Origin of the sequence: Luteimonas sp. TWI382 (assembly GCF_039674545.1) — a bacterium.
GTDB lineage: Bacteria > Pseudomonadota > Gammaproteobacteria > Xanthomonadales > Xanthomonadaceae > Luteimonas.
Map to the genome: position 1 here is coordinate 17063 of NZ_JBDJNS010000001.1, position 19065 is coordinate 36127.

Consider the following 19065-nt stretch of genomic DNA (forward strand, 5'->3'; position numbering starts at 1 on the left):
GGCGGAAAGCCGAAATGGTAAGGCAACACGCGGGTCCGGCCGCATCGGGGCGCCGTTGCGTGCGATCAATGCCGGCCACGGCCCTGGACGCGCATCCTCGCAGGCGTCATGGAGATGGAGCAGGGCGATGCGGACAGGATGGGTGGTGGGCGTGGCGGCTGCGGTCGCCCTCGCACTGGGCGCGGGCAGTGTCGCACTGGCGCAGCGCGACGACGACGACGGCTTGCGCGCTACCGCGGCGGCGCTGTTCGGCACGGTGGGCGCGGTGCCGACCCAGGTGCGCGGTGTCACGATCACCGAGGAACGGCTCGAGCTGGGGCGGATGCTGTTCTTCGAGCCGCGGCTTTCGCGCAGCCACATCATCAGCTGCAACACCTGTCACAACATCGGGACCGGCGGTGCCGACAACGTGCCCGTCTCGATCGGTCACGGCTGGCAGCGCGGGCCGCGCAACTCGCCGACGGTCTTCAATGCGGTGTTCAATGCCGCGCAGTTCTGGGACGGTCGCGCGGCCGACCTCGCCGAGCAGGCGAAGGGCCCGGTGCAGGCGAGCGTGGAGATGAACAACACGCCCGAGCGCGTGGTCGAGACGCTGCTGAGCATGCCGCGCTACGTCGCGCTGTTCACCGCCGCATTTCCCGGCGACGCCGCACCGGTGAGCTTCGACCACATGGCCCTCGCGCTGGAAGCCTTCGAGGCCACGCTGGTGACCCCGCACGCGCGCTTCGATCGCTGGCTCGGCGGCGAGGCCGATGCGCTCGATGCCACCGAGCGCCGCGGCCTGCGGTTGTTCGTCGACAGTGGCTGCGCGGCCTGCCACAACGGCGCGAACTTCGGCGGCCAGGCGTACTTCCCGTTCGGCGTCATCGCCCGCCCCGGCGCGGAGATCCTGCCCGACGGCGACAAGGGCCGCTTCGCGGTCACCCAGACGGCCAGCGATGCGTACGTGTTCCGTGCCGCGCCGCTGCGCAATGTCGAACTGACCGCGCCCTACTTCCACAGCGGACAGGTCTGGGACCTGGAGCAGGCGGTCGCGATCATGGGCACCAGCCAGCTCGGCCGCGAACTCGGAACGGCCGAAGTGGCAGCCATCGCCGCATTCCTGCGCACCCTGACCGGCCAGCAGCCCGACATCGCCTATCCGCTGCTGCCGCCGAGCACGGCGACGACGCCGCGGCCGGAGTAGGTGCGCTCTTGGGAGCCGCGGCGATTGGGCGGTGCGGCGGCGATCGGGCGGACTGCCGGTCGTGCGTCGGTTACCCTTCGCGCCATGAGAATCATCAGTTTCAACGCCAATGGGCTGCGCTCGGCCGCCCGCAAGGGGTTCTTCGACTGGTTCGTCGCGCAGGACGCCGACGTGCTGTGCGTGCAGGAGACCAAGGCCCAGGAGCACCAACTCGCCGGCCCCGAGTTCCTGCCGGCCGGCTACAAGGCCTGGTTCCGCGATGCGACCACCAAGAAGGGCTACAGCGGGGTCGCGATCTATGCCCGGCGCGAGCCCGACGAGGTGTGCACCGCGCTGGGCTGGGCGCCGTTCGACGATGAAGGCCGCTACATCGAGGCGCGCTTCGGCAACCTGAGCGTGGTCTCGTTCTACATCCCGTCCGGCTCGTCGGGCGATCTGCGCCAGGGCTTCAAGTTCGAGGTCATGGACTGGTTGCGGCCGATCCTCGACGAATGGCTCGCCAGCGGCCGCGACTACGTGCTGTGCGGCGACTGGAACATCGTGCGCAGCCGCAACGACATCCGCAACTGGACAAGCAACCAGAAGAACTCAGGCTGCACCCCACCCGAGCGCGCCTGGCTCAACGGCATGATCGCCGATGCCTGCGGCGACGGCCTGTGCGATCCGCCGGCAACCGGCTGGCTCGACGCGCTGCGCGTGCTGCGGCCCGAGGCCGCCGAGTACACGTGGTGGAGCAACCGCGGCGCGGCCCGTGCCAACAACGTGGGGTGGCGCATCGACTACCAGTTCGTCACGCCCTCGCTGCGCGAGCGCATCCAGGCCGCCGCCGTCCATGCCGAACCGCGCTTCTCCGACCACGCGCCACTCGTCGTGGACTACCGCGCGTGAGCGCTGCTGCGCCGGCAAGCGCCGGCAAACCGTCGATCTGGCGGGCCTTCACCCAGCCCGCGGCGTGGACGATGTTCCTGTTCGGCTTCGCATCCGGCCTGCCGTTCCTGCTCGTCGCCGGCACGCTCGCCTATTGGCTGCGCGAGGGCGGCATGGAGCTGCGCGACATCACGATGATCGCCAGCGCCGGCATGGCGTACTCGTTCAAGTTCCTGTGGGCGCCGCTGGTCGACCGCTGGCGGCTGCCGCTGCTCGGGCGCCTGGGCCAGCGCCGCGGCTGGCTGCTGCTGGCGATGGCGGCGGTGATGGCGGGGTTGCTGGGCATGGCCGCCGTCGGCACCGGACCGCTGGCGCTGTTCGTCGCGCTGACGCTGCTGGTCGCGTTCTCCGGCGCCACCCTCGACATCGCAGTCGACGCCTATCGCGTCGAGATCGCACCGGCCAACGCGCAGGGCGCGCTCGTGGCGACCTATTCGCTGGGCTACCGCATCGCACTGATCGTCACCGGCGCGCTGGCGCTGGTGTTGGCCGACCACGTCGCCTGGCCGATGGTCTACCGGGCGATGGCCGCCTGCATGCTGCTGCCGATCGTTGCCTGCCTGCTGGCGCGCGAGCCCGACGTGGTGCGCGTGCGCGCGCAGAACTGGGCGCAGGGGCTGCGCGAAGGCGTGGTCGAGCCATTTGCGGATTTCTTCCGCCGCTTCGGCGGGAAGGTCGCGCTGGCGATCCTGTTGTTCATCCTGGCGATGAAGATCTCCGACCAGGCGCTGATCGGGGGCATCATCGGCCCGTTCTATCTCGATCAGGGCTTCAGCAAGACCGAGATTGCCGCGGTCACCAAGGTGTATGGCATCTGGATCGGCATCGCCGGTGCGTTTCTGGGTGGCGTGGCGGTTGCGCGCTGGGGGGTGCAGTGGCCGCTGTTCGTGGCCATCGTGCTGGGCGCGGCGAGCAACCTGCTGTATCTGGCACTGATCGGCGCCGACGGCGACCTGACCCGGCTCACGATCGTGATCTCCGGCGAGAACCTGGCGCAGGGCTTCCTCGGCACGGTGGCGGTGGCGTACATGTCGGCGCTGGTCAACCAGCGCTACACCGCCACGCAGTACGCGCTGTTCTCGTCGCTGATCATGTTGCCCGGCAAGCTGCTGGGGTTCTTCTCGGGCTGGATCGTCGAAGTCACCGAAGGCTATGCGGTCTACTTCGTGATCACTGCGGTCGTCGCGGCGCCGGCGTTGCTGCTGTTCTTCTGGCTCAAGCCGCGTGTGCGACTCGGCGAGGACGCCGCGGCCGGTACCCAGGGCGACGCCAGCGCATAGGTCTGGCGCCGCCGTATCGCGGTGTCAGCCTTGCGCGTCGGCGAGCGCACGCTCGGTCGCCGGGGGCGTATGCAGGCAGGCGTCGGGGTCGCCATCGAGGCCGGCCGGCATCTGGCAGGTGCGCGGCGCGAAATCGAGCGTGCTCTGCCAGCCGATCCGGCGGTCCGGACGCAAGCCCACCTGCACGTCCACGTCGCGGATCACCACGCGCGCGGTCTGCGGCGCGCCGCCTGCGACTGCCCAGCCGTCGAGTTCGTGGGCGAGCGTCGGGTCGAGCAGGCGATTGTCCTCGAGCAGGCCACGCACCTGGTCCAGGGCCGCGGTGTGCTCGCCGCCGGCGCCGCTGGGCTCGATGTTGACGCTGGCGAGCATGCCGTCCTGCTGGCGGAACGCGACCCGTTCGGCCGGCACCGTCAACAGTCGGCCGTCGGGCAGCCGCAACGTGACCTGGCGCGCCTGCGCGATCGTGTGCTCGCTGGCGAGCGCGCCGTCGCGCTGCGGCCAGGCCAGGTCCACCTGCTCGGCGACGGGCGCCGACAGGTCGATGTGCAACGGCTTGACCAGTGCCGGCGGCGTGTCGATCTTCGCGCAGCCGGCGGCCAGCAGGCTGGCAAGAAGCAGGGCGGTTGCGCCGTGGCGCAGGCGGGGGCGGCTCGTGAAACGCATGGCAGACATCCTGTGGAGGGAGACAGCGGGGACCTGGCCGGGCCCGTCTGTGCGGACTTCGGCCGTCGTTGTGGCAAGGCAGGGCCGACGACAGGCGCGTTGCGCCCGCGATGGCGTTGCCGGTGATCCCCCGCGGCGGATGAGACCAGCGCCGGAGTTAAGGGCGCGTCGATAATGCGTTGGCATCGCCGGACGGCCGCGCGTTCCTTGCCGGGGCTACAGCATCGGCCGCCATTGCAGCGACAGGCACGTCCAGGTTGCAGGATCGTAGATCGCGTCGTAGCTCGGCATGGCCGGCCTGCGGTGAATCGGATGCATCCAGATCGCGAACACCTGCAGGACGACGTGTCCGCCGTCGCAGCGGATGTCCTGGAACCAAAAATCGGCCTGCGGGTGAGCGTCGGGCAGCTGCGGATAGGGGGTCTCGATCCTGCGCAACGGCGTGCCGCATGGTGACAGCACGAGGACGTTGTCGGGTCCGTGGGCACGGTAATCCTGCAACACCACCAGCGACGCCCCATCCGGTGCGCGGATGATCGCCTGTGTCTGCGCCCACAGGCGCGTGTGTGGCGGTGGCCCTGCGCATACCACTCGAACGCGACGACGGCGTAGTCGGACGATGGCGCCTGCGCCATCAGCGGCACGTCGGACAGAGGGCGCTGCGGCGAGCGGCGCCGCCCGTTGTGCAGCACCACCTGCAGGTCCTCGATCATGCCGTGCTCGGACGCGCGTGCCATGTCGGATGGATCATCCCGCACGCTGGCTCAGCAGTTCGCGCAGGGTCTGTTTGCCGGCGGCGTCGAGCGCGCCCTCGCGCTGGCGGGCCAAGAGGTCGTCGATGCGCTGCTGCAACACCTGCCGGTCGAGCTGGGCAACGACGTCGCGCAACTCGATCTCCCAGGTCGCCTCGTCGCCCGGCAGCGACTGGCTGGCAAGTTTCTGCAGCGCCGTCGCCTCGTCGCGGCCGTCGAAGTGGGCAAGCAGCGAGCCGGTGCTGATGTCGGGGCGCACGCTGGCGACCGCGATCAACTCGGTCAGCAGGTCGATGCCTGGCTGCTGCAGCGCGACGAACGGATACGGCGGTGGCAGCGTCGCGGCCATCGCGGGCTTCTGCAACAGCAGCGCGATCGCGTGGCGCACCAGACTGCGCCGTGGCGCCGGCACCGCGCGTCCACCGCGCGGCATGCGCGCGGGCAGCGCGGGCGCCGACGCCGCAGGCCGGCCCAGTCCGGTGAGCTCGGTCAATCGCTGACGCATCAGATCGGCGAAGGCGCCGTCGGGAATCTGCGCCAGCATCGGTTTGGCGCGCTCGGCCAGTCGGGCCTTGCCGTCGAGCGTCGACAGCGCGATGCCATCGCCGATGGTGTCGAAGAAGAACGTCGACAACGGTGTGGCCTGCGCCAGTCGCGCCTCGAAGCCCTGCACGCCCTCCTGGCGCACGATGGTGTCCGGGTCCTCGCCGTCGGGCAGGAACAGGAAGAACGCCTGGCGGCCGTCGCGCATGCGCGGCAGCACCGATTCCATCGCGCGCGTCGCTGCGCGCCGACCGGCGGCGTCGCCGTCGAAGCAGAAGTACACATCGGCCGCATTGCGGAACAGCAGCTCGGCGTGGTCGGGCGTGGTCGCCGTGCCCAAGGTGGCGACCGCCTGCGGCAGGCCGTGCTGGAACAGCGCGACCACGTCCATGTAGCCCTCCACGACCACCAGCCGCTCGATCTTCTGGTTGGCCTGGCGCACCTGCCACAGGCCGTAGAGCTCGCGGCCCTTGTGGAACAGCGGCGTCTCGGGCGAGTTGAGGTATTTGGGCGAATCCTCGGCCGCCAGCACCCGGCCGCCGAACGCGATCGGCCGGCCGCGGCGATCATGGATCGGAAAGATCACCCGGTCGCGGAATTTGTCGTAGCTGTGCCCGCGTTCGTTCTTCGACAGCAGGCCGACCTTCTCCAGCACCGAGATGCGGCGCGTGTCGTCCTTGCCCAGCGCATCCTTGAGCGCCGAAAAACCGTCTGGCGCGTAGCCGATCGCGAACTGCTCGCGTATCGCCTCGTCGACGCCGCGACGGTCGAGGTAGGCGCGCACCTTGTCGCTGCCGGCCAACTGCCGCCGGAAGAACCGGGTCGCGGCCTCGAGCGCCTCGTACATCGGCGCGCTGTCGGGCCGCGCCTCGCGTTGCGTCGTCTCGCGCGGGATCTCCATGCCGGCGCGCTTGGCCAGTTCGTCCACCGCATCGAGGAACTCGAGACGGTCGTAGTTCATCAGGAACGAGATCGCAGTGCCATGCGCCCCGCAGCCGAAGCAGTGGTAGAACTGCTTGGTCGGCGAGACGGTGAAGCTGGCCGAGCGTTCGTCGTGGAACGGGCAGCGCGCCGCGTACTCCTTGCCCTGCCGCTTGAGCGGCACGCGCGCATTGATCACCTCGACGATGTCCGTCCGGGCGAGCAGGTCGTCGATGAAGGCGTCGGGGATGCGGGCCATATCAGGAGCGCATCAAGCGTTCGAGCAGCAGCGTCTGCAGGTCGCGGCGGCTGTCCAGGACCGCGACGATATGCACCGTGTCAGTGCCCGGCAGATAGAGGATCCGCCACGGCTTGACGACCAGTTCCCGGTACTGCGAGAGACCGGCGTCGCCGAGCTCAGGCACGATGCGCCCCCGCTCGCTGTGGCGTTCCAGGGTCGCGGCACGCTGCTGCAGCGTGTCCAGCATCGCCAGCGCCGCATGCGGATTTTCGGCGGCGATATAGTCGACGATGGCGGACAGATCCTGTTGGGCGGTCTGCGTCCAGTGGACTGCACGTTCAGCCATGCCCGGCGTCCAGCCGGGCGCGCAGCTCGGCGAAGACCTCGTCTTGCGGCTGGGTGCGACCTGTGCGGATGTCGGCCTCGCCCTGGGCGACCAGCTTCATCATCAACAGGCTCTGCTGCTGGCGCTGGTAGCTCTCGTAGCTCTGCACCACGGCGGCGCCGCGCCCGTTCTGCGTCAGGATCACGGCCTGCCGGTCTTCTTGCAGCTGTTTGAGCCACTGGCTGGCCTCGGACTTGAAGTCGCTCAGGCTGATGACGGATTCGGTCATGGCGATCGCCCTGCAAGGACTGAATTTGGTCCAAGTATAGTCCGATCGCGTCTCGCTGCGCGTGCGGCTGTCAGCCCGCGCTTGCGTTCGTTCCGGCGGCCTGCCGCTCGGCGCGTTTGCGCAGCGCGCGGTCGACCGATGCCCGGCGCAGGCGCTCGTCGACGACCGCGGTGATCAGCGCGCCGACGAAGAAGATCGTCGCCGCGTAGTACATCCAGATCAGCAGGATCACCAGGGTGCCGAACGAGCCATAGGCGCTGCCCGGCGCGGCGTGGGTGATGTACAGCCCGATCGCCCAGCGCCCGAACACGAACAGAACCGAGGTGATGAGGCCACCAAACAGCGCCTGGCGCCAGCGCACGCGTCGATCGGGCAGGTAGTGGTAGAGCAATGCGAACGCCAGCGAGTAGAGCACCAGCATCAGCGTGTTGCCGATCAAGGGCAGCACCGTCGGCACGTTGGCGAAGATCACCTCGACCGCGGTGGTCAGCAGGGTCGAGGCCAGCACCAGGAAGCCGAGTGCGAACACCACGCCCGCCGAGAACACGCGCTTGCGCAGGAACGCCTTCAGTCCGCCGGGAATGTGGCCGCTGTCGGTCTTGAAGATCAGGTTCAGCGTGCCCTGCAACTGCGCGAACACCACCGTCGCACCGACGAACAGCAGCAGCGTGCTCCACAGGCCCGCGAGCGAGCCGACATCGGGCTGTTCGTTGGCGTTCTGGATGACCGTGCCCGCCACCGTTCGCGCGCCTTCGCCGGCGAGCTCGCCGATCTGCTCGAGCAGGGCGTCCTGCGCCGGGGGATACAGTGACGCAGTGATCCACAGCACCAGCACCAGCAGCGGCGCCAGCGAAATCAGCGTGTAGAACGACAGCGACGCGGCCTGGGTCAGCAGGTCCGCGTCGACGAAGCGCTTGACCAGCGTCGCCGGCACGCTGTCCTCGACGCGTTCGACCGTCCTGTCCAGGCGCCGGCGCGCGCGCGACCAGCGCGTATGCGGCACGGGGGCGGTATCGGCGGTTTCGGGCGAGGACGGCGGGGGGCTGGGTACGTTCATGCGGTCGGTCGTGATCGGGGCCGGGCGTGCGGTCTGCGCGGAGCTGTCCGTTTCCGGCGTGGCCGTCACTCTAAGCGCGCGGCGGTATGGGCGCGTGATGAACACGCCGCATGCGCGCCGCCGCTCAGCCGATCACGCGTTCGAACGGCGGCAGCGCATCGAGGATGCGCTTGCCGTAGCGACGGGTCAGCAATCGCGAATCGAGGATCACCACGCGGCCGGTGTCGCTGGACGTGCGGATCAGCCGGCCGGCGAACTGGGTCAACGTGCGCAGAGCGTGCGGCACTGCGATCAGGTTGAACGGATTCAGGCCACGGGCCTCGAGCCATTCGCCGAGCGTCGCGGTCTGCGGGTCGGTCGGCACTGCGAACGGGACCTGGGTGATGACGACCGTCGTGCAGGCCTCGCCGGGCAGGTCGAGGCCCTCGCCGAACGAGTTGAGTCCGAACAGCACCGAGCCCTTGCCGGCGGCGACGCGCTCCAGGTGCGCGGCGACGACCTGCGACTTGTTGCCCGCGCTCTGGAGCTGGATCGCGCCGCGGCGCGAAGCGGGCATCAGTTCGGCGACCTTCTCCATCTTCCAGCGCGAGGTGAACAGCACCATGCTGCCTTTCTTCCAGTCCAGTTCGCGCGCCAACCAGTCGGCGACCGCCTTGGGATGCCCTTCGCGGTCGTCGGGCGGCACCGGGAACGGCGGCACCACCAGTTGCGCCTGGCGCGGCAGATCGAACGGGGAGGGCAGCGACGCGGTTTCGGCGTGATCGGGCAGGCCGGTGTCGATCGCGAACGACTGGAAGTCTCCGCCGCCGGTCAGCGTGGCCGAGGTCATGACCACCGAATCGACCTCCTTCCACAACAGCGTGCGCAGCACATGCGCGGCCGACACCGGCGAGCAGTGCAGCGCGAGGTCGCCTTCGCGCGTCGCGGTGACCCAGCGCGCCATCGGCGGTGCGCCGTCGCGGTCTTCGCGGCGCCAGCCGGCCCACAGATCGTGCTGCTGCTCGACCATCTCCAGTGCCATGCCCAGGCTGCGTTGCAGCTTCTCGCGCGCCGGGTCGTCCTGCTTGGCGCGCGCGACCGCCTGCTGCGCGGCGTGGACCCAGTTGAGCAGTGCGCGGGTGTCCTCGGCCAGCGTCTCGATCGCCGGTGCCCAGTCGGCCGGCAGCCGCCCCAGCGGCGCGCGCCACATCGGTTCACGCTCGCCCGGCTCGGGTTGCCAGACCCGGTCCACGTCCAGTTGGAACGCCTTGAGCGCCTTCGACACCCGCACCGCCAGGTCGATCGCCTCGTTGGGCAGCAGTGTGCCGATGCGCTCCTTGTCGACCAGGCGGTAACTGCCCGCGATCAGGATCTGCATGCGGCCCGTGCGCTTGGCCATGTCGGCCAGCGGCAGGCGCGCGGCGCCCTGGTCGATCGCGACGTTGGCCACGTGATGGCCCTCGTCGAGCACCAGCAGCATCTCGCCGGGCGGTGCCAGCAGCGGCTGGCCGTTCTCGACATCGCCCATCGCCAGCGACGACAGCAGCAGCGCGTGGTTGGTGACCACGATCTGCGCCTCGCGCACGGTGGTGCGCGCACGCAGCACCGGGCATTGCTGGGCGAAGCTGCAGCGCCGGCCTGCACAGCCCGACGCCGGCGTGGTGATACGCGAGCGCAGCGCCGGCGACACCGGCTCGGGCGCGGCATCGAGATCGCCGTCCCACAACCGGTCGGCATGCGCTTCGAGCAGGCGATGCGCAGCATCGACCTCGTGCGGCGCCAGCGGGCGATCAAAGAGCTGGCGCTCGAAGTCGCCGCCCTCGTCCGGCCCGGCGTCGCCCGGCAGCAACGTGCCCTGGCTGTGCTCGGCATGCAATTCGGCGGCGTTGCGGGTGCACAGATAGCGGGTGCGGCCCTTGGCCAGCGCGACCTTCGCCTCCAGCCCGGTCGCGGCGAGGAACGCGGGAATGTCGCGCTCGACCAACTGCGACTGCAACGCGACCGTGCCGGTGCTCACGACGAGCTTCTTCTTCGTCGCCAGCGCGATCGGCACGCCGGCCGTCAGGTAGGCGAGCGACTTGCCGACGCCAGTCGGTGCCTCGGCCACGCCGATGCCGCCCGAAGTCGCGAGCGCGCGCGAGACCAGCCCGATCATCGCGCTCTGCGAGCGACGCGTACTGAAGCCGGGCGTGTTGGCCTGGAGCTTCGCGTACGCGGCGCGGATGTCGGCCTTCAACGCCTCGGTGAGAACGCGCGGCGGCGCATCGGCCGCGGGCCGGGCCGGCGGCTGGAGTTCGGGTTCGCCCATGCGCGCATTGTCCCACGGCCGGTCGCACCGATTGAGCGCGCCGCCGCGCGGCCGGATATGAACGAGGGCGTCTGCGGCCTGCTAGAGTGCCGTCGGCAAAGGCGAACAAGGACCGCGATGGCATCGAACCCGGCATTGGACGCCTGCGTGCGCGACGCGTTGGCGCATGGCGCGACCCGTGCGCAGACCGCGGAGGCACTGGCGGCCGCCGGTTGGCCGCAGGCGCAGATCGACGGTGCGCTGCGCGCCTGGTCCACGGTGCCGTTCGTCGTGCCGGTGCCGCGACCGCAGCCATCGCTGTCGGCGCGCGATGCGTTCTGGTATTTGCTGCTGTTCGCCACGCTCTACGTCTGGGTCTGGCAACTGGGCAGCCTGACATTCGACCTGATCGCTTACGCGTTTCCCGATCCCACCGATCCCGAGTATCGGGTGCAGCGGATGGGCGCGTCGATGCGCAGCGCATCGGCCGCGCTGCTGATCGCCTTTCCTGCGTTCGCCTGGCTCGCGCATCAGCTCTCGCGCGAGTTGGCGCGTGATCCGCTCAAACGGCTGTCACCGGTGCGACGCTGGCTGACTTACATGACGCTGTTCCTGGCGGCGGCGGTGCTGATCGGCGATGCGATCGCGCTGGTCTACAACGTGCTGGGCGGCGAGTTGACCGTGCGCTTCGTGCTGAAGGTCGCGGTCGTCGGCGCGATCGCCGGCGCGGTATTCACGTTCTACTTGCTCGATCTGCGCAGCGACGAGGCGGTGTCGTGAGCGCGACGATGTTGGGCCGGGCGTTGATCGTCGCTGGCGGTGTGGCGAGCGTGGCCGCCGTTGCGACCGCGCTGTTGCTGATCGGCTCGCCGTCCGCGCAGCGGCAGGCACGCATGGATGCCGCGCGTGTGCACGACCTGCGGCGGATCGAGCAGGCCGCCGCGCACCAACTCGAACGCGACGGTGTTCTGCCCGACACTTTGGCGGCGATCGATGCGCCCGACCTGCGCCGCGCGGACCCGGGCACTGGCGCTCCTTACGGCTATCGCGTCCTCGCGCCCGGCCGTCTGCAGCTGTGCGCGCATTTTGCGACCGACAACCGCGATCCGTTGCGCCAGGTCGAACCCGGGCTGCGCGCCGAGTGGCCGCACGGAACTGGCGAGGGCTGCTTCGAGCGGCGGGTCGAGCTGCCGGCAGCGCAGGCCGTGCCTGCCGACTAGCGCTGTTGTGCTGAGCGGCCGGCGACCGCCGGACGCGTGCGACTGCGCTCAGTCGGTCTCGAACAGCGGCTGCCCGTTCGAGGCCGACACGCCGCCGTCCACCGGCAGGTTCACGCCGGTAACGAAACCGGCGTCGTTGCTGGCCAGAAACAGCACCGCACGCGCGATATCGACCGGCTCGCCGAGTCGGCCGAGCGGCATACAGTCCAGGAACGCCCGCACGGTGGGCGGATGCTGTTCATCGTGCCGACGCTGGCGCTGACCGTCCTGATGACTTCCGACGAACGCATGCCTGCAGGGTCCGGACACCTGGCCGACCTGCAGGCGCTGCCTGAGGGGATCGTCGCCGAGCGGGCGGCTTGACGGCGAGCGTTGCATGGCTGCGACGATGCATCGTGGCGGTGCCGCTTCCGTGCATCGGGGGCCGCGCCCATCGTGAGGCGTGATCCCGCTCCCAGGTGCATCCCATGTCCCCGCTGCCCGCACTGTACGTCTCCCACGGCTCGCCGATGACCGCGCTCTCGCCCGGTCGTGTCGGCGTGCGGCTGGCCGAACTGGCGCGCGACCTGCCGCGACCACGCGCGATCGTCGTGGCGTCGGCGCACTGGCTGGCGGTGCGGCCGCTGGTCGGCGGCGCCGCGCAGCCGGAGACGGTCCACGACTTCGGCGGCTTTCCGGAGGCGCTCTATGCGCTGCGCTATCCGGCGCCGGGCGCCCCGGCGCTCGCGAAGGACATCGCCGCGCGCCTGGCGGGGGCCGGGCTACCTGCCCAGGTCGATCCACAGCGCGGTCTCGATCATGGCGTCTGGGTGCCGCTGCGCTTGCTCCATCCCGAGGCCGACATCCCGGTGGTGCCGCTGTCGATCCAGCCCGCACTCGGGCCGGCGCATGCCCTCGCGCTCGGTCGCGCGCTGGCGCCGTTGCGCGCGCAGGGCGTGCTGGTGGTCGGCTCGGGCAGCATCACCCACAACCTGCACGATTGGCGCGGCAGTGACGGTAGCGAGGCGCCGTATGTGCGGCCGTTCACCGACTGGATCGAAGCGCGGCTGCGCGCCGACGATCTGCCGGCGTTGCTCGATTATCGTCGGCAGGCGCCGTTCGCGGCCCAGGCGCATCCGACCGACGAGCATCTGCTGCCGCTGTTCGTGGCGATGGGCGCGGCCGGCGGCGACCGGCTCGGCGCACAGCGCATCGAGGCTGGCATCGACATGGGGTTCCTGGCGATGGACCTCTACCGCTTCGATGGCGCCAGCGGGGCCTGAGGCGCGGCCCACCGCCAGGCGCGCCAGGCAGCGCGGTCGTCGAAGTGCGCCGCGTAGTGCGACTGCACGTGCCGGCTGATCCAGGTCGACAACCCACGGCCGGCGTGCGCTGCCGCGCACAGCGCCGCGATGTGCCGCGCGCCGATGTCCCGGCGCCTGTACACGTAGACCGGGCCGTGCCCGAACTCGACCGCGATCGCGTCGTCGTCGATCGCGTAGGCGGTGACGCCGCTGTCACCGTGGCGGTTCGCGTACCGTTGCAGGGCCGGCCCTGTCATCGTGCGGCCGCAATGCGCCGGGCGTCGGATGCGCGCCGGCGGTTGTGGCTCAGGCCACCGCCGACTGCAGCGCGGCGGTCGCGGCCTCGACGCTGGCGATGAGTTCCTGCTGGCGGAACGGCTTGCCCAGGATCGTCAGGCCCGCGTCGAACTCGGCCATGCTGGTGTACCCCGAGACGATGACCACCGCCGTTCCCGGCAGCCGGTCGCGCACGGTCCGAGCCAGCTCGGCGCCGGTCATGCCGGGCATCAGGTGGTCGGTGACCAGTACGTCCGGCGCCAGGCCGCTCTCGAGCGCGGCCAGCGCCTCCTCGGCCGAGCCGGCCTCGATCACGCGGTATCCCATGTCGTCGAGCGCATCGGCGGTGCACATGCGCACGGCGTCCTCGTCATCGACCACGAGCGCGGTCCCGCGGTGTTCGTCTGTCGTATCCACGTCATCGTCCTCGTTGCTGTCTGCGTTCGCGGCCGCGCGGCGGGTGCCCACCGGTAGCCAGAGTTCCATGGTCGTGCCCTGCTGGGGGGCGCTGGCGATCGCCAGTTGGCCGCCGAGCTGCGAGGCCAGGCCGTGCGCCATCGACAGGCCCAGGCCGGTCCCGCGGCCGATGCCCTTGGTCGAGAAGAACGGCTCGATCGCGCGTGCGCGCGTCGCCTCGTCCATCCCATGGCCGGTGTCGGCCACCCAGACGACGACATAGTCGCCCGGGGCCAGCCCTTCGGCATGTGTCTCGTGATCGATCTGCGCATTGCGCGCGCCCAGCGTCAACACGCCGCCGTCGGGCATCGCATCGCAGGCATTGACGCTCAGGTTCAGCAGCGCCATCTCGAGCTGGTTGGGGTCGGCGATTGCGGGGGGCAGGTCGTCTGCGATGTCGAGCGTCAACCGGATGCGCGGGCTGCTGGAGCTGCCGATCAGTTCGGCCATGCCCGCGACCAGCGGGCCGACCTCGACGTCGATCGGCTGCAGCGGTTGCCGCCGCGCGAACGCGAGCAGGCGCTGCACCAGCGTCGCGGCGCGTTCGGCCGAGCGCTGGGCGACGGCGACCATGCGCTCGCGGCGCTCCGGACGCGCATCGGGGTCTGCGGCGAGTTCGAGCGCGCTGAAGATCGGCGTGAGCAGGTTGTTGAAGTCGTGCGCGACGCCGCCGGTGAGCTGGCCCATCGCCTCGAGCTTCTGCGACTGGCGCAACGCCTCCTCGGCTCGCCGCCGCTCGGTGGTGTCGATCGCTTCGGGGACGACCGAGATGATCCGCCCGTTGGCGTCGCGAATCGGCCGGATCGACAGATCATGGGTCCGCCGTCCCGACGCCAGTTCGACTTCGATCTCGGCGCGCGCGGTGCCGCCGGCGGTCGCCTCGTTGAACAGGTCGCGTACGCGCTCGGGCACGCCCGGCGTGTTGCAGAACCAGGGCGTTTCCCACAGCGGCCGGCCGACAATGTCGTCGAAGTGCGCGCCGATCGCGTCGAGCACGGTGCGGTTGGCGTCGGTCAGCGTGCCGTCGGGCGTGCACATCGCTTGCAGCTGGTAGCTCGTCTCGAACAGGGTACGCAGCTGCGCCTGCGAGCGTGTCAGCGCGTCGGCGGCGGCCTTGATGTCGGTGACGTCGCGGGCGCTGCAATAGGCGCGCCCGCCCTCGGGCGTGGCCACCCATGACAACGTACGTAGGCCGCCGCCGCGCGTCCGCCACCGGTTCTCGAAGCGCAGGACCGGCTTGCCGGCGCGCAGGGTGTCGAGCACGCTGCGGGTGACGTCGTGGTCGTCCGCGTCGACGAACGCCCACCACGGCCGGCCGGCCAACTCCTCGGCGCGCCACCCCAGCACCTGTTCCCACGCTGGATTGGTCGTTTCCATGCAGCCGTCGGTATCGATGACCGCCAGCAGGTCGGGCGTGACCTGCCAGGTCAGCGAGCGCTCGCGTGCGCGGGCGACGACCTGGCGTTCCAGGTCGCTGTTGAGTGTGCGCAGCTCGGCCTCGCGTTCGCGCAGGGCGTCGTCGGCGAGCGCGCGCGCGGTCACGTCCACGCCCTGCACGAAGATCCCGATCACGCCGCGCTCGTCGGTGATCGGCTGATAGACGAAATCGAGATAGCGCTCGACCGATGGTCCGCCCAGGGTGGCTTGCACGACGAAGCGGGCGCCGCTGGCCGAGAACGTGCGGCCGGTCGTGTAGACATCGTCGAGCAGCGCCTTGAATCCCTGCTCGACGGCGTCGGGCAGCGCCTCGGCGACGGTGCGGCCGATCAGTTCACGGTCGCCGACCAGTCGCCGGTAGCCGGGGTTGGCCAGCTCGAAGCGATGTTCGGGACCGCGCAGCAGCGCCATGAAGCTCGGTGCCTGGTCGAACAGCCGGCCCAGGCGTTCGGCCTCGGCGGCGAGTTGCCGCTGGGCGAGGACCTTGTGCGTGGTTTCGGTGGTGATGTTGAGAAAGCCCGGGATCCGTCCCTGCTCGTCGCGCACCGGGGTGTAGGAGAACGTCCAATACGTTTCCTCGGGATAACCGTGGCGCAGCATCGTCAGCGGCATGTCCTCGTGCGAGGTGGCCGTGCCGCCCAGCGCCTGCTCGATCAGCGGCAGGATGTCGTCCCAGACGTCCGGCCAGATCCGCGCGATCGGCCGGCCCAACGCGTCGGCCTCCTTGGCGCCGAGCATCGGGGCATAGGCGTCGTTGTAGAGGAACGTCAGCTCCGGGCCCCAGGTCAGACACATCGCGAACCGGGAGTCGAGCATCAGCGCCACTGTCGTGCGCAGCGACTGCGGCCAGTGCTCCAGCGGTCCCAGCGGCGTCGTCGACCAGTCGAACGCAGCGATGCGTCCCGCCATCTCGCCATGCGAGGGCAGGAAATCGACGGTGGCAGCACAGGCGGCAGGCGGGTTCAACAGCGGGGCGCGCAACTCGGGACGGGCCGCATCCTGCCACAGGCACCGGTCGTGAGGGGATGACGACCGCGACACGGCGCAGCCCCCGGGCCGGTGTCGTCACCTGTGTCGGCGCGCCGAAGGCGCGTCACCGGCGACCGGTTCCGCCAGCAGGCGGTCCTGCAGCGCGACCGCATTGCCGGTGGCATGACCGGCGGCGGTGTTGTCGAACACGACCCAGTGGCGGCTCGCCGGGCGCTCGCCGATGGCCGCGGCCAGCACATCGATGGCCGCGGCGTCGTAGGCGCTGCGGTAGATCTGCGGCGCGCCGTGCCAGCGCCAGTAGGCCAGGGCCGGGTCGCCGCCGGGCCGGGCATCGGCGCCATGCCGTGCCGGGTCGGCGGCCACGCGCGCCACGCGGTGGCGTTGCAGCAGCGCTTCGGCCCGCGGCGTCAGCCAACTGGCATGCCGGACCTCGCAGGCCAGCCCGCCTGCCCAGCGCCGACGCAGCATCGCCAGGAACGTCGTGGCGCTGCGCGCATCGAACGCCAGGCTGGGGGGCAGTTGCACCAGCAGGCAGCCGAGCCGCTCGCCCAACCCGGTCGCCGCTTCGAGGAAAGCGTCGAGCAGCGGGCCGCAGCCGCGCAGCCGGTGCGTGTGGGTGATCGTGCGCGGCAACTTCGCGCTGAAGCGAAACCCTGCCGGAACGCTCGCCGCCCAGCGTTCGTAGGTCGCCCGTCGGTGCGGTCGATAGAACGAGGAATTGATCTCGACCAGGTCGAAGCGCGTGGCGTAGCGCGCCAGCATGCTGGCGCCGTCGTCGAACAGTGCGGCATCGCGCGAGGCGATCGACCAGCCGGCGCAGCCGATCCGCGGTGCGGCCCGGGGCGGATGGACGCAGACCTGGGCCATGCCGATGTCCTCGCAGGCGCCTGACCGGACGCTACGCGCGGCGACCGCGTCAGCGCTTGGGCTTGGGATAGGGACGCTCTGCCAGCAGGCGCGCCAGGTGCGCGGCGTTGCTGGCAACCGTGCGGATGGTCTCGTCGACCTTGTCGGGAATCGGGTCGAGATCCTTGAAGTCGGTGCTGCCCATCGCCTCGCCGACCCAGTACGGCGGCGCGCCGCCGGGCAGCGTGAAGCCCACGTCGGCCAGGCCCTGATAAAGCTGGGAATGGACGAAGTGGGCGCCATCCTCGTTGCCGACGACGGCGGCGATGGCGACCTTGCCGAACGTCGGATAGACGCCGTCGTCGTCGATCTCGCCGAGCACTGCGTCCAGCCGTTCGAGCACGCGCTGGGCCAGGCTCGAGGGATGCCCCATCCAGATCGGCGTGGCCAGGACCAGGATCTGCGCGTCCATGATGCGGCGGCGCAGTTGCGGCCATTGGTCGCCTGCGCCCTCGTCGGCGGTCACGCCGGGGCGCACATCGAAGTCGGCCACGCGCGCGCTGTCGGTGCGCACGTCGTGCCGCGCGAGCGTGGCCAAAACAGCGTCGAGCATTCTTTGCGTCGAGGAGGGGGCGTCGCCTGACTTGAGCGTGCAGTTGAGGCCGAAGGCGGATAGCGTCATGGGGCGACTCGCAGAGCGGGCGGTCGCGCCACTCTAGACGTCCGGCCGTACAGGCGGCGTCGTCGGTGCCGACCTGCATGAACGCGCATGCACCGTCGCCCGATGCCAGGCTTCGGTTCATGCTGCGATGCAACATAATGCTCGGTCGTCCTTGCCGGAGACCTGCAATGGCCAGCGCCTCGCCCGCGCCGCTGCCCAGCCACGCCGCCACGCCGATCCTGTTCGCGCTCGCCCTGGGCGGGTTCGCGATCGGCACCAGCGAATTCGCAATGATGGGGCTGATGCCCAATCTGGTGCGCGCATTCGGCGTCAGCGAACCGGAGGTCGGCCATCTGATCAGCAGCTATGCGCTCGGCGTGGTCGTCGGCGCGCCGTTGTTGGCGATCCTCGGCGCGCGCCTGCCGCGGCGCACGTTGCTGCTGGCGCTGATGGGCTTCTATGCCGTGGGCAACCTGGCCACTGCGCTGGCGCCCAACTACCTGGCCATGCTGGTGGCGCGGTTCGTCGCCGGCATGCCGCACGGCGCCTACTTCGGCACCGCGGTGCTGGTCGCCGCGTCGATCAGCCGGCCCGACCAGCGCGGCACGGCGGTCAGCCGCGTGCTGCTGGGACTGTCGATCGCGATCCTGGTCGGCAATCCGCTGGCGACCTGGCTCGGGCAGTTGTCGAGCTGGCGCTGGACGTTCGCGCTGGTGGCGGCGATCGCGCTGCTCACTGTCGTTTTGGTGGCGCGTTTCCTCGCGCCCGATCCCGTGGCACCCGGGCAATCGCCGATGCGCGAATTGCGCGCGTTCAACCGCTCCCAGGTCTGGCTGGCGCTGGCGATCGGCGCGATCGGTTTTGCGGGCATGTTCTGCGTCTTCAGCTACCTGGCGCCGACGCTGATCGAGGTGACCGGCGTCGCCGAGACCTGGATTCCGGTGGCGCTGGCGGCGTTCGGCGTCGGGGCGATCATCGGCAACGTGGCCGGCGGCTGGCTGTTCGACCGGCTGCAGTTCCGCGCCGCGGCGGTGATCCTGGGCTGGTCGCTGTTGGTGCTGCTGCTGTTTCCGCTGGCGGCGCAGGCGACGTGGTCGATCCTGCCGGCCGTGGTCGCGCTCGGCACGATGGGGGCACTGGCGCCGGTCCTGCAGACCCGGCTGATGGATGTGGCCGGCGATGCGCAGACACTGGCGGCGGCGTCCAACCACGCCGCGTTCAACACCGCCAATGCGCTCGGTCCATGGTTGGGCGGACTGGCGATCAGTGCAGGCCTGGGCTGGACCTCGACCGGATGGGTGGGCGCGGCGACGGCCACGGCCGGTCTGCTGATCTACGCCTGGGCGCGGCGCGACGAGCGGCGGCAGCCGGTGGCGACCGCGGGCTAGCGGATCGCGCGCTGCGTGCGGCCTTCACGTTCGCGGCGCTGGCCGACGTCGACAC

General features: G+C 70.4%; 19 protein-coding genes and 1 pseudogene. 8 read left to right on the forward strand and 12 right to left on the reverse strand.

From position 1 onward, the window contains the following. The first annotated feature begins 127 nt into the window (after positions 1-127). From ABE505_RS00100 to ABE505_RS00110, 3 genes are all read left to right on the forward strand, one after another. A complete protein-coding gene (locus ABE505_RS00100) occupies positions 128-1186 on the forward strand; it encodes a cytochrome-c peroxidase (protein ID WP_346444802.1) in 1059 nt (352 codons plus the stop codon). Positions 1187-1270: 84 nt separating this feature from the next. Then, positions 1271-2074 carry an exodeoxyribonuclease III gene (locus tag ABE505_RS00105; RefSeq protein WP_346444800.1) on the forward strand — a complete coding sequence of 268 codons (804 nt, stop codon included), beginning with the start codon at positions 1271-1273 and terminating at the stop codon, positions 2072-2074. Positions 2075-2145: 71 nt separating this feature from the next. Beyond that, a complete protein-coding gene (locus ABE505_RS00110) occupies positions 2146-3393 on the forward strand; it encodes an MFS transporter (RefSeq protein ID WP_346444839.1) in 1248 nt (415 codons plus the stop codon). A gap of 24 nt (positions 3394-3417) precedes the next feature. Here the strand turns inward: ABE505_RS00110 and ABE505_RS00115 are convergent, their stop codons facing one another. The 7 genes from ABE505_RS00115 to dinG all read right to left on the reverse strand — a co-directional run bounded on the left by ABE505_RS00115 (position 3418) and on the right by dinG (position 10474). Continuing rightward, a complete protein-coding gene (locus ABE505_RS00115) occupies positions 3418-4059 on the reverse strand; it encodes a hypothetical protein (RefSeq protein ID WP_346444798.1) in 642 nt (213 codons plus the stop codon). A 216-nt stretch (positions 4060-4275) separates the two neighbouring features. Next, positions 4276-4521, reverse strand: a complete 246-nt coding sequence (locus ABE505_RS00120) for a hypothetical protein (RefSeq protein WP_346446269.1) — start codon at positions 4519-4521, stop codon at positions 4276-4278. A 285-nt stretch (positions 4522-4806) separates the two neighbouring features. Continuing rightward, the gene (gene dnaG / locus ABE505_RS00125) at positions 4807-6534 is read right to left on the reverse strand and encodes a DNA primase (RefSeq protein WP_346444794.1); all 1728 of its coding nucleotides are present in this window, start codon (positions 6532-6534) and stop codon (positions 4807-4809) included. Between the two features lies 1 nt (position 6535). After that, the gene (locus ABE505_RS00130; RefSeq protein WP_346444792.1) at positions 6536-6862 is read right to left on the reverse strand and encodes a type II toxin-antitoxin system RelE/ParE family toxin; all 327 of its coding nucleotides are present in this window, start codon (positions 6860-6862) and stop codon (positions 6536-6538) included. Continuing rightward, complete coding sequence (locus ABE505_RS00135; RefSeq protein WP_346444790.1) at positions 6855-7130, reverse strand: type II toxin-antitoxin system Phd/YefM family antitoxin; 276 nt, start codon at positions 7128-7130, stop codon at positions 6855-6857. The genes ABE505_RS00130 and ABE505_RS00135 overlap by 8 nt, the downstream gene beginning before the upstream one ends. Positions 7131-7200: 70 nt before the next feature. Further along, positions 7201-8187 carry a YihY/virulence factor BrkB family protein gene (locus tag ABE505_RS00140; protein ID WP_346444788.1) on the reverse strand — a complete coding sequence of 329 codons (987 nt, stop codon included), beginning with the start codon at positions 8185-8187 and terminating at the stop codon, positions 7201-7203. A gap of 124 nt (positions 8188-8311) precedes the next feature. Further along, positions 8312-10474 carry an ATP-dependent DNA helicase DinG gene (gene dinG / locus ABE505_RS00145; protein WP_346444786.1) on the reverse strand — a complete coding sequence of 721 codons (2163 nt, stop codon included), beginning with the start codon at positions 10472-10474 and terminating at the stop codon, positions 8312-8314. Positions 10475-10591: 117 nt separating this feature from the next. Here dinG and ABE505_RS00150 point away from each other — a divergent pair, with 117 nt between their 5' ends. Next, positions 10592-11233 carry a DUF5671 domain-containing protein gene (locus ABE505_RS00150; RefSeq protein WP_346444784.1) on the forward strand — a complete coding sequence of 214 codons (642 nt, stop codon included), beginning with the start codon at positions 10592-10594 and terminating at the stop codon, positions 11231-11233. Then, entirely contained in the window at positions 11230-11673 is a 444-nt protein-coding gene (locus ABE505_RS00155) for a hypothetical protein (RefSeq protein WP_346444782.1), read from the forward strand. Before ABE505_RS00150 ends, ABE505_RS00155 begins: the two co-directional genes overlap by 4 nt. Positions 11674-11721: 48 nt before the next feature. Here the strand turns inward: ABE505_RS00155 and ABE505_RS00160 are convergent, their stop codons facing one another. Next, complete coding sequence (locus ABE505_RS00160) at positions 11722-11895, reverse strand: SDR family oxidoreductase (protein ID WP_346444780.1); 174 nt, start codon at positions 11893-11895, stop codon at positions 11722-11724. Between the two features lie 9 nt (positions 11896-11904). On the opposite strand from ABE505_RS00160, the gene ABE505_RS00165 reads away from it, so the two are divergent. Further along, positions 11905-12036, forward strand: a complete 132-nt coding sequence (locus tag ABE505_RS00165) for a hypothetical protein (protein ID WP_346444778.1) — start codon at positions 11905-11907, stop codon at positions 12034-12036. Between the two features lie 104 nt (positions 12037-12140). Continuing rightward, entirely contained in the window at positions 12141-12935 is a 795-nt protein-coding gene (locus ABE505_RS00170; protein WP_346444776.1) for a class III extradiol ring-cleavage dioxygenase, read from the forward strand. 50 nt (positions 12936-12985) lie between these two features. Here ABE505_RS00170 and ABE505_RS00175 read toward each other — a convergent pair. The 4 genes and pseudogenes from ABE505_RS00175 to ABE505_RS00190 all read right to left on the reverse strand — a co-directional run. Continuing rightward, positions 12986-13198, reverse strand: a pseudogene (locus ABE505_RS00175) (hypothetical protein); the annotation flags it as partial. 64 nt (positions 13199-13262) lie between these two features. Beyond that, complete coding sequence (locus tag ABE505_RS00180) at positions 13263-16091, reverse strand: PAS domain-containing protein (protein ID WP_346444774.1); 2829 nt, start codon at positions 16089-16091, stop codon at positions 13263-13265. 99 nt (positions 16092-16190) lie between these two features. After that, positions 16191-16982: a DUF72 domain-containing protein gene (locus tag ABE505_RS00185; RefSeq protein WP_346444772.1), complete on the reverse strand. Its 792-nt coding sequence runs from the start codon at positions 16980-16982 to the stop codon at positions 16191-16193. Between the two features lie 49 nt (positions 16983-17031). Continuing rightward, on the reverse strand, positions 17032-17643 hold the full coding sequence (locus ABE505_RS00190) for an NAD(P)H-dependent oxidoreductase (protein WP_346444770.1): 612 nt from the start codon (positions 17641-17643) through the stop codon (positions 17032-17034). 167 nt (positions 17644-17810) lie between these two features. On the opposite strand from ABE505_RS00190, the gene ABE505_RS00195 reads away from it, so the two are divergent. Then, positions 17811-19010: an MFS transporter gene (locus ABE505_RS00195; protein ID WP_346444768.1), complete on the forward strand. Its 1200-nt coding sequence runs from the start codon at positions 17811-17813 to the stop codon at positions 19008-19010. Positions 19011-19065: the final 55 nt, after the last annotated feature.